A 14,530-nucleotide genomic window follows, 5' to 3' on the forward strand; every position below is an offset into this window, starting at 1 on the left:
CCTCTAAGCGTCTATCTGCATATGAACAGCAGGAAAGGTGGTTTGCCATTCAAATAATTGAAATTCATGGGAAATCGCTTTTTTGACGCGCTGTATTTCTTCTGATTCCAACAGTTCCCAATGGTCTCCCCGAACCAGTCTCGTCATGAAGCCGCCTTTAGCTTTTTCAATCCAAAACTGACGCAGTTGATGCAGGAAGCCTTTGTTGAGCGAGCCAAGCGCCTGAATGAACACAACTCGCGCGTCCAATGGCTGGCAATCATAATCTGGCACACAGGCCCGATTGTGATTGTAAACCTGATGGTAACGCTTGATTTGCTCGTCATCGATGCCCGGATACATACCGTTGAACTTCACCAGCTTGTCTCGAAATTCTGCAAGATCTACCGGTGCAAGGCTCTGGCGCTCATGTTCTTCAAACCCCTGAGTGTCCAGAAGAATGACGCTGACATTGTGATTGCCACGGGCTTTCAGGAGCCGGGCCATCTCATAGGCAACGTAGCCTCCAAACGACAGGCCGGTGAGGACAATCTTTTCATGTGCGATGTGTTCAATACGTTCCAGATAGGCGTTGGCCATGGCCATTATGGAGGGGAGAGGTTCCTCTCCTGAATTGAGGCCAGGTGATTGCAGACCATAAACGCCAATTTCATCAGACAGGATCTTCGCCAGAGACAGATAGCAAAAGGCTGTTCCACCAGCAGGGTGAACGCACACGACATGCTCACCGTTTTGGCTTTCGCGGAACGTTATGAGGTTGTCGCGGGAGTTTTCTTCCGCAGCTCCGTTTCGGATCCAACTGGCGAGCGCCTCTACTGTCGGATTTAGAATGAATATTTTGGGCGGGACTTGAATTTTGAACGTCTCACCAACCCGATGAGCCACCTTGATCGCTGCGATGGAAGAGCCGCCGACATGGAAGAAACTGTCGCTGATACCAATGGATGGATGGAGAAGCACTTCCTTCCAGATGTTATAGATCTGGAGCTCGATATAATCGCGTGGGCTTTCCTGATTGACCTTAAACACGGCCTCATGGGCCAGCACAGATGCCTTTAGGCTGGAATAATCAATCTTGCCGTTATTGGTGAGAGGGAGTGTTTCCAAATGCAGCAGAATATGAGGAAGCATGTAGTCTGGAAGTGCTTCTGCCAGATGATGACGAAGGTCGCTTTCTACGAGGGGAGAACCATCTGGTGTGGTGTAGCAAAGTGCCAGTTGGGCTATACCACCTTCTTGCTGAACCACGAGCGCGGCACAGCTGTGGCATTCGGGATATTGTCGGAGGATAGCTTCAATCTCTGACAGCTCGATGCGAAAACCGTTCAGCTTGATCTGGTTGTCTTTGCGGCCTGCAAAAATCAGCTGACCTTGCTCATCGTAGTAGGCAAGGTCGCCCGTACGGTAGAGCTGTTCACTTGAGTTGAATGGGCTGGTAACGAACGCTGATGCTTGTTGCTGCGGGGCGTTAAGATAGCCAGAAGACAGGCTGGCACCACCGATATATAGCTCGCCAACCAGTCCAACCGGGACAATCGACATGCTCTCATCAAGCAGGTAAGTCCTTGCGTTTGATATGGGTTTGCCGATGGGGGCTGAAGGTTTGTCCAGATCTTCCGGCTTCACACTATGCCAGGTGCTGTCTACGGTGCATTCAGTCGGGCCGTAAACATTATGCAGAGTCGCCCACGGCAGCTTGCTGGAAAACTTGCGCATAAGTGCACCGCTCAGCTCACCACCACCACAAAACACATTGCGCAGTTGGGTGCATTGGGCAGCCTCTGGTTCATCAAGAAACAGATCCAGCATCGCAGGGACGAACTGGATGGTGGTGATACCATGAGATGCGCAGATCGTTGTCAGCTCGGGAGGCGAGGCGTGAGCAAGAGGCGGAGCCAGTACCAGCGATGCACCAGAGCATAACGGCCAGAAGAATTCCCAGATCGCCGCATCAAATCCCATCGGTGTCTTCTGCAAAAGAGCATCACCGGGCTTGCCTGGAAATGTGCGATCGCTCCACTCTATGAGGTTCACCAAACCCTTGTGAGTCAGCTTGGTGCCTTTGGGAACGCCGGTGGTCCCAGATGTGTAGATGATATAGGCAAGATCCTCGGTGCTTATACCGTTAGCTGGCAAATTATCAGTGCTGTAGGACTGAGTGACTTTGGCTCGTTGCTCTGTATCCAGTGATAAGACTTTAACGTCACAATGGCCCTTGAGTCTGGTGACCGCTTCCGATGCCTCTGGATGGGTGAGGATCAGATTGGGCTGGCTGTCTTGCACCATATATTCAAGACGCTTGATTGGCAGCCCGGGCTCCAACGGAATGAAGTGACCACCCGCCTTCAGCACGGCAAGCATGGCTATCACCAACTCGCTGGACCGCTCAAAAAGCAGGCCCACTGGACTTCCCTCAGTAACACCAAGTTCCTTCAGGTGGCGGGCAAGTTGATTTACTTTGGTGTTGAGGCTGGCGTAGCTCCACACGTCTTCGCCGCACACGAGTGCAGGTGCTCGGGGTGAATGCTCGCATTGAGCCTCAAATGCTTTGTGAATGTACGTTGAGCTTAACGCGTGCTGCGCTCCGTGAGGCCATACCTGCGTTAACAGATGCCTTTCTTCGGGGGGGATGAAATCAATCGCACCGAGGTCCACTTCTGGTGCTTCGACGGCGTTTGAGAGGAAGCAGGTGAGGTGACTGGCCATTCGCGCAATGCGGGATTGCGTAAACAGATCTTTGTTGTACTCAAAGCCAAGGCTAAACGTGGAGCCTCGTTCAAATACTTCCAGTGTGATATCGAACTTTGCTGTCTGGCTGTCTGTTGCCAGTGTTTCGATTTCAACACCATCCATTTGAGCCGATCCCCCCGGCAGGTTCTGATAAATCAGCATGACCTGAAACAGAGGCGAGTGAGCTGGTGAGCGTTCCGGATTTACAGCTTCGACTACTTTCTCAAAAGGCAAATCCTGATTGTCCAGCGCTTCCAGAATGGCCGTTTGCGACTGCGTTACCAGCTCAGCAAAGGTGCTTGTGGCCGTGACATGCGTTTTGAGTGCGAGCGTGTTGATGAAGTGCCCGATCAGAGGCTCCAGCTCTGCCAGATGGCGGTTGGCAAAAGAGGTGCCAATGCAGATGCCTTCCTGTTTGCTGTAGCGCCATAAGAGGGCGGCAAATCCGGCCAGATAGAGCGCAAATGGCGTGATTGAACGTCTTTTGCAGAAAAATCGCAGGCGGTCACTCAAGTTATCATCAAGCGTGAGTTCAAAGTGAGCACCGTTATGTGTCTGTTCTGCTGGGCGAGGGAAATCCGTGGGTAGCTCAAGTAAGTCTGGCAGATCTTCAAGCTTGTCAGTCCAATACTGGATCTGTTGCTGCTCTCTGGACGAATTGTGCACGGTTTTATGATGCTGCACATAATCGGCGTACTGCATGGACAAAGGGGGAAGGTCGGGCGAGGTGCTCATTTGATAAGCGTTGTAATGAGCCGTAACTTCGCTGAAAAACAAACCGATAGACCAGCCATCAGCGGCAATGTGGTGCAGGTTTACGAGCCATACGTGTTCTTCATCTGCAAGCTTTATGTAACTTGAGCGCACGAGTGGGCCGCGCTCCAAATCAAACGGTTGCCTCGCCTCATGCTGGACCCGTTCATTGAGCGCCTCCGCCTGTTTTTCGGCACTCAGATGGCAAAGGTTCAAGAGGTGAAAGGGCAGGTCAGCAGGTTTTGGAAAAGTTTGTGTAGGCGTTCCGTTGCTTGTGCTGAACCTCGCTCGGAGCATGTTGTGACGCGCAACAACAGCATTTACGGCGCGGTGCAGAGTTTCCAGCTCGAGCATACCGGAAACTTTGAGCGCTACGGGGTTATTGTAGAACGGACTCTCTGGTTCCAATTGATGCAAGAACCACAAATGGCGCTGTGATGGTGAAAGAGGTACTCCTTCAACCTGCCTTTCTGCTGCATGTTGTTGCAGCAGATGAATCAGCTCTGACTTTTCTGCTTTCAGAGCGGCGGCAAGCTCAGCTCCCAGAAACCCTTTTGGCGCTTTGAAACGAAGCTTTTCTCCATCAGTCTGGAGACTCACATTGTGCTGGGCAAAATAATCAAGCAGTTGTTGAGCTTTCATATTTCAAACTCCTCCATTTCATCTTCATCCATTGAGGAGGTGAGCGCAGTCCCGAAGGTCTCTATGGTGTGTTGCCGGTTTTGCTCACTGGTGGGTGTGCCGCCGATCATGGAATAGATGAGCTTATGAGTAGGCCCCAACCGGAACAGCTCCGTCAAAACCGTCTCATCTATGGAGCCGATGCCGCACAGGCCTAACCCTGCTTCATGGGCACGCATGGTCAACAGCTGTGCCATTGCACCTGTTTCGATCAACCAGAATTGCTCGCTCATTTCGCCATAAAGGGGCTCGATTGCCTGCCGCTCGGCGATGAAGAAAAGCGCGAAGGCAGCCTCTTCAAAAACTGGCCGGTTCACGAAATAATCATAGGCATCCGGGGTCAGTGCCTTGCCATCTGCTGTCGAAATCAGAGCGTGTTTTTCAGGATCGTAATAATAGGCCCCACCTTCCAGGCCCAACACACGACCGGGTTTGATGTAAAGGTGGGTTTGCACCGGATAGAGCCCCCCCGCGCTTGCAAACAAGTGCTTTGGTGCCTCTTGGTTCTGATTACGCCGTAATGCAGAGAGGAGGGCCTCTAATCGGGTTTTGGGGACAGGATCCAAATTGAACTGACGCACTGACCGGTAGGCGTCAAATTCGTCGAACTCAGGAGAGCTGGAGTTTTCCAACTGATGCACGCCATGTTGCTGATCAAACTTGCGCAATCCAACATTACAGTCTTTGAAAGACTGTCGCTGCAGCGGGTCTTCAAGGGTGGCAATTGCGGAATTTGTTGCGTCAGGTTGCGCTTCTTCCGCCACCTGACCAAACTGCTCCCGATACATGGCAAGGAGCGTTGCAAGGCTTGGGCTGCCCATAAACTTTGCAAGTGGTGGGCGGAACGAGAGCGTGCTCGACAACGCGTTTGAAATGCGCGTGATATCGATAGAGGTAGCTCCCAGCTGCAGTAAATTATCCTCGGGTGTAACGTGATCCAGTTTCAAGATCTGAGAGATAATCTCGTGGATTTTCTCTTCCTGTTCCCCTTGCGGTTCGAAGCTTAGCTCAGCTTGTATCCCACTGCGTGGTTCCGGCAGTTGCTTCCGATCAATTTTGCCGTTTGCAGAAATCGGGAGGCGCTCAATCTCAAGGAGAGCAGAGGGAACCATGTAATGGGGCAGGTGGGCGCGTAGATGATCCAGAAGAGCGTCAATCTCGACACCGCGCTCTTCCGGAACCACATAGCCAACGAGTTGCTTATCGCCTTGTGCCGCGCCAAACATCTTAAAGACTGAGGCTTTTACGTCTTTATGGGCATTGAGCATAGTTTCGATCTCACCAAGCTCGATGCGGAAACCTTGCACCTTGACCTGAGTATCCACGCGCCCAAGAAACTCTATGTTTCCATCTGGCATATAGCGCCCCAAATCGCCGGTACGGTACAAGCGTTCGCCGGTTTTGGGGTGGGTGATGAAACGATGGTTGGTTTGTTCTTCGTCCCGCCAATATCCTATCGCAAGTCCAATGCCACCGATGTACAGCTCACCAGTAACCCAGCAAGGGCGAGGGGCCAGCGCGTCATCCAGAACATAAAACTGTTGGTTGTCGAGCGCTTTGCCGTAGGGAATGCTCTTCCAATGCGGCGCGATATCCTGAATAGGGAAGCAGATGGACCAAATGGAGGCTTCAGTTGCTCCACCCAGAGACAAGACATGTGCGTTCGGGGCGAGCGCATGCACCCGCTCAGGCAGTGAAAGTGGGATCCAGTCACCAGACAACATCACTTGACGCAAATGCGAGCCGAGACTTTTGCGATCACTTTGAGCATAATCTGTCAGTACACCAAGCAAAGCTGGTGCAGAATTCCAGATCGTGACTTTGTGACGAATGAGGTACTCCAGCCAATGGGCAGGGTCTTTTGCCTCAGCCTCATTGGGCAGGACAACAGAGCCACCTGCCGCCAGCAAACCAAAAATATCATAGACTGATAGATCAAAGCCCAATGCAGAGACGGCAAACACACGATCTTCTGGCTGCACGTTTATACGGCGGTTGATGTCGAGGAGCGTATTAACTGCTCCGCGATGATCGATCATGACCCCCTTGGGTTCCCCGGTGGAACCGGAAGTGAAGATCACATATGCAAGGTCATCTGGCTGTGTATCAATTACCTGCAGCTTCTCATCGCTTAAAGCATTCAGTTCACTACCCACATCAACCGTTTGAGCAAACGCAGGAAGTCCCTTGCGCTTGTCACTCTGGCTTGTCTTAACGCATACGAGCCTGGACCTGGTCCGTTGCAAAATACCTTCAATGCGATTGGCTGGCAGATCTGGGTCGATTGGAAGATATGCGCCCCCTGCATATAGGATGGCGAGGGCGGCAACACTCTGTTCCCAACCGGTCCGCATCTGAATGGCAACCAGATCACCTTTTGCCAAGCCCTTCTGTTGCAGGAGAGTGGCAAGATTACGGGCACGCTGGCGGACTTGTTTGTAAGATAGAACCAGATCGCCGCAGATAACAGCAGGAGCAGCTGGTGATTTGAGTGCTTGTTCTTCAAACAGCTCATGCATCAATGGCCAATGTTTTGACAGTGTGCGCTCAGCGTTCCAGACAGGAAAGTGCTGGGGGACTTGCTGTTGCCAGCGATCAGAGGTGACCAACTCTTCTAGCAGAGCACAATAGGCATCAAACATGTCCTGCATCATGCCCTCTGGAAACAACTCGTCTATGCTGTCCCAGTTGAAATGTAGCTCGCTATCAATCTCCATGATGGTGTGATCGAGCCACACCTGCGGTGTTTGGGTGATGGTATGTACATTTTGAGCGTCCAATGCGGAGGAAAGCGTAATTTCCTCCTGATCCGGGATCATCTCCACAAGGGTGCTGTTGAAGACGATGGGCATTCCCGTTTGCTGCTCACCACGCAGGCGCGTGAGTTCCCGCAGAACCCGTACACCACTGACTTCGCTATGATCCATATCCTTCCAGAGTTGGCGCTGGACTGCTTTTGCATTGTCAGAAAAGCTTTTTGCCCGGTCCGAGCCAACTTCCAGCAAAACAATAGACGTGAAGTCGCCGATGAGACGGTTGATATGGGGGTGGAGCGGTTGGCGATTGAACACAGGTAAGCTGAGCGTGAACCGGGACGACGGGCTCCATTTGGCCAGCACCTGCGCAAATGCTGTCAGCAGACAGCCGGAGGGGGTGACACCATACTTTCGTGCATTTGCTTTGATCGTTGACCATTTGGCCTCTTCCAAAACAAGTTGTCTGCGTGTGAACCGGGGATTGCTGATGCTCTCTGGCTGTTTTGCAAGTGGCAGTTCCGGTGCTGCAGCGAGAGTCGACAAGCGGTCTTGCCAATACTTCAGAGAAATCGCATAGCGAGAGTCATCCCGCATCGCTAGTTCCTGCACCACATAGTCGCGGAACGTGATTTCAATCCTCGGAAGTTCTGCCTGCGGGTCCTCATAGAAGGTAGCAAGTTCGCGTGAGAAAATCTGGCTGCTGGCTGCATCCACGATTAACGCATCCATGGAAATGTGTAGCCGAGTTATCTCATTCTCAAGCTGCACGGCCCGGAACTCGAAAAGCGGCCATGTTCCCGCATCCAAAACCTGATGCGACATGGCCTCCCGGTTTCTTGAGATGATGCGCTCCACGACACGTTCACTGCGGCCACAGGCATCGTCAGTCTGGATGATGTATTCAGGAACATCCTCCAATATGCGTTGGGTGCCATCGCTGGCAAAAACAGCTCGCAGCATATCGTGACGAAGGATCAGCCTGTTCAAAGCAGCGTTGAATCTCTCAAGATCAAGGTGAGGGATCTCAATTTCCTCATAAGCATGAGCGCTGACGCCGCCCAGCCCCAAACTGTCATCCCTGCCAACCCAGTAAGCCTGCTGGATGTCCGTGAGTGGAAATGGTTCATACCGGTTTGCTTCATCTGCATGGATTTGCAGCGCTGAGTGTTCTGCCTTGCCGGTGTTGGTATTGGCCGAGGCAGCCAGATCAACAAGTGTCGGGTTTTCAATAAGATCACTGAGGGACAGGCCGAGTGACAGTTCTTTGTTTATTGCATGGATCAGGCGTGTCGCCAGCAAAGAATGCCCGCCAAGGTCAAAGAAGTTGTCGGTGCGGCCAACCTGTTCCACCTTGAGCACCACCTGCCAAATCGAAGCAATATCTGCTTCAAGGCCCGGCAGTGGTGCTTCATAGTCTGTACTCCCTATGCGGACAGGAGATGGCAAAGCTCTGCGATCCAGCTTGCCGTTCCGGGTGATGGGCAACTCTTCCAGAGGCATCCAGTCCGTTGGGATCATGTAGTCCGGCAAGTGAGCTTTCAGCTCTGCCCGCAATGTGTGAGCGGGTCTTGTCCCGACGAAGTAGCAGACGAGCCGGGCATGCTCGGGGCCTGCCTGCTTGTCCAAGATCACGGCGGCTTCCAGAATGCCGTCCATCTGTAAGATGCAGTTCGTGATCTCCATCGGCTCAATCCGGAACCCACGGAATTTCACCTGATCATCTGCACGGCCATGGAAGGCAAGGCTGCCATCTGGCAGGTAGGCTGCCAAATCACCGGTGCGATAAAAGCGTTGCGCGTCTTGAGAGGCGAACGAGTGCGTGACAAATCGTTCTGCGGTTAGTTCTTCCTGACCAAAGTAACCCAAAGCCAGATTGTCTCCGGACACATACAGCTCTCCAATTGTTCCGGGAGGCACAGGTCGCATGCCTTCATCCAGAAGAAACACACTGGTGTTCTCCATGGGCTTGCCGATGGGCGGGGAAGCTGGCCAAGCCTCCATGTGCGCGCAATCCAGAACGTGCTGGGTCACCACATGGGTTTCAGTGGGGCCGTATTGATTGTAAAAATAGTGCCCTCCCAGTGCCTTAAGGAGTTGCCGCAGGCTATCATTGACCAACAGCGCTTCGCCAGCGGTGATCACTTCACAAGCAGGGCCATCCGGTAGCTGCTCTGCCTCAAAAAGACCTGCCATCTGTTGCAGTACCGCAAAGGGCAAGTGGGCGCGCTCAACACCGTTGGACTTGATGAAGCCTGCGAGGTTACCGATGTCTTTGCGCTGGTTATCACTCAGCAGCACAAGGCTTGCGCCCTGACACAACGTGCAGAAAATCTCTTGAAAGGCCACATCAAAGTTGAGGGAGGCAAATTGGAGAATGCGCGAGGGGGCTCTTTCTGCCGGAACCTGTTTAAGTTGCCAGTTGACCAGATTGCGCAAGGTGCGGTGGGTCTGCACCACGCCTTTTGGTGTGCCTGTAGACCCGGAGGTGTAAAGGACATAGGCTGGGTCAAGAGGGGCAGGGGTAAGCCCCGTATTCTCCGCCGAAATATGTTGGCTCTTTTGTGCAAGCTCTGCAAGAGTGACTGTTGCACTCGCAAATTCGACTGGCAGTTTGGGCTTTAACGCATCTGTAGTTATGACGAGATCAGGCTGAACATCCTGCAAGATGGCTTGATGGCGGGCCTCAGGGTAAGCTGGATCCAGCGGCACAACGGTAGCACCTGCCTTGAAGATACCCAGCAGTGCGATGATCATTTCTGGTGACCGGTCCACACAAAGCGCGATGTTTGCCCGTGTACGAATGCCTTCCTGCACAAGTGCATTAGCAAACCGATTAGCGCGCGTGTTCAACTCGTCGTAGCTGAGTTCTGTCTGGCCGAAGATCAACGCTGTGGCTGTTGGTGTGCAAGCGGCGTGTTCTTCAATGCGTCTGCTGATGCATTCTAACTCAGGGTAGGGCACAGAGGGCTGTTGCCATGCGTGCAGCGCCAGCGTTTGTTCCTCTTCGCTCAACAGGCTTACGGCACTAAGCTTCGTCGTTGCGTCTGCCACCATTTGGGTGAGAACATGCTCGAAGTACTTTGCGATGCGAGCGACGGTCTCTGGCTCATACAGATCGCTTGCAAACTCGATGGCACCTTTCAGTTGGCCGTCTCTTTCCTGAAGTGACAACAGCAGATCAAACTTGGCACCGCCATGGTGGTGAGGAAGAACATCAACAGAAAGGCCGGGAAGCTCGAACCGGTCATTGTTCTCTCCCTCCCAGGCAAACATCACCTGAAACAAGGGGGAATGCGCAAGACTTCGCAGCGGGTTGATATGCTCAATCACCTGTTCGAAGGGAAGGTCCTGATTTTGCTGCGCTTCTAAAACAGTGGTCTGCACCTGCGACAGGTACTCTTTCAAGGTAAGGCTTTCATTCGCCTCCACCCGCAAGGCCAGTGTGTTGGCGAAGAAGCCAATCATGTTGTCGAGTTGTGAATGATCTCTGTTGGCGACCGGACTGCCAACAACGATATCTTTTTGTCCTGAAAGCTTGGCCAGTGTCAGCGCCCACGTCCCAAGAAGACTGGTAAACAACGTGTTCCGATTGGATGCAGCAAGCTCCTTCACCTTCTGAGTTAAGGATGGCTCCAGACTCAACGGGATTGCGGTGCCTTTGAAGGATTGACGCTTTGGTCTTGGATGATCTGTTGGCAGCTCCAGCAGTACAGGTGCATCTTTGAGCCTGGACTTCCAATAGTGCTTTTGCTGGTCCCATGAGCCATTCTTCAACTCATTGCTCTGCCACTGCGCGAAGTCTGCATATTGGATTTGCAAATCGGGGAGCTTGGTATCCTGATGTTGGGACAGAGCAGAATAAAGCACACTCAGTTCCCTGCTGAAGATACCCATGGACCAGGCATCTGAAATGCTGTGGTGCATAACAATCACCAGCACATGATGGTTCGCGTCACAGTGCAAAAGATCCGCACGAAACAGCGGACCCGCCTCCAAGTCAAAGGGCACAGAGATCAAACGGGCGACATGATCCTGTAACGTCTCATTCGCAGGCACTTGCGTAACCGCCCCCATCCGCCAAACATTTGCTGGCTGAATTTCCTGATAGGCGGTCCCGTTCTTCTGGCTGAAACACGTCCGCAAAGCCTCGTGCCGTGCAACGATTTTCTCAATTGCTTGAGACAGGGCTGAGACGTCCAACTTTCCCTTCAGCTCCAGAACCAATGGTATATGGTAGGCTTCGCTCTGGCCCTCCATTTCTGCCAGATACCATAAGCGTTGTTGAGAAGAGGAAAGCGGCAGGTTCTGTGTTTTGTTTGCGGGCTCAATCTGTCTTTTTGCGGTGCGTGTCTGGCTGTCTATCGCCTCGGCGAGAGAGGCCAGCGTTGGGGCAGTGAAAACAATTGTTGCCGGGACTTCGACGGCAGTTGCTTCACGGATACGTTGGGCTAACCGTACTGCAAGCAGAGAATGACCGCCCAGAGCAAAAAAGTTATCGTTGCGCCCAATACTGGCGACACCGAGTACATCGCACCAGATCTGGCTGAGTTCCGTTTCTCTGCCTGCTCGTGGAGGCTCAAACTCTGTTTGTGAGAGGGTGGATAGATCAAAGTCCGGGAGGGCTTTCAGATCGACTTTGCCATTGGAGGTGAGTGGTATCTTGTCGATGACGGTGATCCCGGCAGGAACCATGAAGTGTGGGAGTTTGTGGCTCAAGTCTGCTTTCAGTGCCTGAGGAACTTCAGGCCCCTCATCATCCGCAAGGACGACATAGGCGAGAAGCTGTTCGCCGCTGGTGTGAGGCCTCACAACACAAATGGCTGATGTGATGCGTTCATCAGCTTCAAGAGCGGCTTCAACCTCACCAAGCTCGACGCGAAAACCGCGGAGTTTTGCCTGCCGGTCATTCCGTCCTAAAAACTCGAGTGTCCCATCACGTAGCTGACGGCCTAAATCTCCTGTTTTGAAGATCCTCAGGCCATCACCAATTGATACATCGGTAAACTTTTGCTTGGTGAGTTCAGGTGCGTTCCAATAGCCGCGTGCCAAACCAGATCCGGCAATACAGATTTCGCCAACAACCCCTTCGGGAACAGGTAGGCCGGAAGTGTCCAAAAGCAAGACCTGATAATTCTTGAGTGCAGTGCCGAGGCTCAGAGTGGTGTTCGGAGAAAACTCTTCGGGTAAGTTGAGTGCGAGGCAATCAATAGCGGTTTCGGTTAAGCCGTAAGCATGAATGATGTGCACTGCAGGCCCGAAGACCTTTCGTGCTTCGCAAGCACCTTTGGAGGACCAACGATCAGAACCGCACACGACAGTTTTGAGGTTGGTTGACTGTTTTCCGATCGTCTGCACGTGTGTTGTAAGATTGTCCAAAACTGCTGGAACAAAATCACCGAATGTTATCTGATGCTGCTCAATTTTTGCGAGAAGGGCGGTACTGTCTACCAGCTCGTCCTGATCCACCAGGACAAGCCTGCCTCCAAAAGTGAGGGCGCGGACAAGGTCTGCGGTGAAAACATCAAACGAAAGACTCGCCATCTGCAAAACACATGGTGGTTCTTTGAAGTCGTAAAGGCTGCTCCATGCATCTCTGACAGTCCAGATCGCACGATGATCGACCATGACGCCTTTGGGTTGTCCTGTCGAACCGGAAGTGTAGATGATATAGGCCAGTTGGTCAGGCGCGACTTGAACATCTAAATCGCGGTCATCCTGAGAAGCCCATTCATCTCTTCTCCTCTCAATATTAATAGTCTGGGCAGGCAGCTTGGTGAGTTGATCCAACTGCTCCTGACCACGCATATCGGCCAGAATGACTGTGGGCTGGCAATCTTGTACAAGCGTGTTGATCCGCTCAGGGGGATAGTTCGCATCAATTGGAATGTAGGCAGCGCCAGTTTTCAGGACAGCAAGCAAGGCGATAACCGCGTCTGCGGATTTACGCATGCACACCGCAATCCGGTCCTGATTTGCAACGCCGTTAGAGCGCAGGTATCTGGCGAGCTTGTTGGCCTGACTGTTCAGTTGAGCATAAGAGAGTTCGATCTCATTGCCGATCAATGCAACCTGATCGCCGTGGGCTGCAGCGGCCTCTTCAAACGGCAGATGGATGGCGCTTGCTGCCGGTACATCCATAGATGGAAGATGGGAAGCTTCTAATGTTGCTGTATGTGTGGCTGCATCCATAAGTGGCAGTACGGCGACTGCCTGTTCCGGGTCTGCGCAAATGGCTTTCACTGCCTGTAACACATAACCTGCAAGCCGAACTATGGTTTGGCGGTCAAACAGAGCTGTCGCGTATTCCAAACCGCCGGAGATGTTTGAGCCATCGTCTACAAGCTCAAGTGTGATATCGAACTGGGAGGCGGTGCGAGGCAGTTGTACAGTGTCCAACTCCAACCCAGCGAATTGAGATGTTCCACCCTCTGTGTTTTGCCATGCGAACATGACCTGGAAAAGTGGTGTGTAGGATAAGGACCGTTGAGGACTGAGCGCTTCCACCACCTGCTCGAAAGGGAGAGACTGATTGTCCTGACTGTCGAGGAAAATGCCTCGCATCTGGGCAAGTAGCTGACTTACTGTGGGGTTTTCGCTCAAATCAAAGCGCAAAGCCTGTGTGTTCACGAACAGGCCCACCATCTCTTCCAGCTCTTTGCGGACACGGTTGGCAGATGGGGTGCCAATGACCAGATCCTCTTGTCCAGACAAACGGGAGAGCACGATTGCATAGGCGCTCATGAGTAACAAATAAGGGGTGGAGCCCGTGCTGCGCGCCAATTGGCGCACCTTTTCACTCAACTCAGGGCCTAACTCCAACGGCAGAAGTTCACCCGCAAAATTTTGCTGAGTAGGTCGCCGCCGGTCCGTTGGCAACAGCAAACGCTCGGGTGCACCGGCAAGCGTTTCTTTCCAATAAGTCTTCTGCTCATCAAATTTTTTGAGCTGCTCCGGCTGTTTCTGCCATACGGCATAATCGGCGTATGTAAGATCGGGTGTTTCCCGCTCGATTGGTGTTCCTGCCTCTACCAGATGAGAGTAGTTTTCACCCAACTCTTTGAGGAGGAGGCCGTTGGACCACCCATCTGAAATGATGTGATGCAATGCCAGCAGCAACACGTGATGCGTCTCGTTGATCCGGATAAGACAACAGCGAGCCAACGGTCCTTGCAGCAGATCGAACGACCGTGTGTTCTCCTCTTCTGCCAAACGGCAGAACTCTGTTTCTGGGTCGCTATCGACCTCAATTTTGAGCAAGCGAAGGGGAAAGCCACAGGTACGGGGTGAGAAGCTTTGAGACAGCTTCCCGTTATCATCTGTAATGACTGTACGCAGGCCTTCATGACGGTCCATCAGCTGGTCTAGCGCGCTTTGCAGGTATGTCATGTTTAACTCGCCACGAAGGCGCAAGCCAAGGGTCAGATGATAGGCTGAATTGATGCCTTCCATGCGAGAGAGGAACCAGAGCCTTTCCTGCGCAAAAGACAAAGGCAGGGGGTCTTGATCACGCGGAGCTGCCTTGAGCGCGCTGCGTTGGCGCATCTTCAAAAGCTGCTCTGGTGTGAGAGAGCGACGTTTGCGCTTGTTTAATTCGTCCTGCATGATTCCTC

At 52.6% G+C, this 14,530-nt stretch carries 2 protein-coding genes; both read right to left on the bottom strand.

All coding sequences use genetic code 11. The annotated features are described in order from the left end of the window. Positions 1-3: 3 nt before the first annotated feature. A complete protein-coding gene (locus DHN43_RS25925) occupies positions 4-4,125 on the bottom strand; it encodes a non-ribosomal peptide synthetase (protein ID WP_108820578.1) in 4,122 nt (1,373 codons plus the stop codon). Then, positions 4,122-14,522, bottom strand: coding sequence for a non-ribosomal peptide synthetase (locus DHN43_RS25930; protein WP_108820579.1), 10,401 nt, complete (start codon positions 14,520-14,522; stop codon positions 4,122-4,124). The genes DHN43_RS25925 and DHN43_RS25930 overlap by 4 nt, the downstream gene beginning before the upstream one ends. Positions 14,523-14,530: the final 8 nt, after the last annotated feature.

It is taken from the genome of Pseudovibrio sp. Alg231-02 (assembly GCF_900143565.1).
Taxonomy (GTDB): Bacteria; Pseudomonadota; Alphaproteobacteria; order Rhizobiales; family Stappiaceae; genus Pseudovibrio.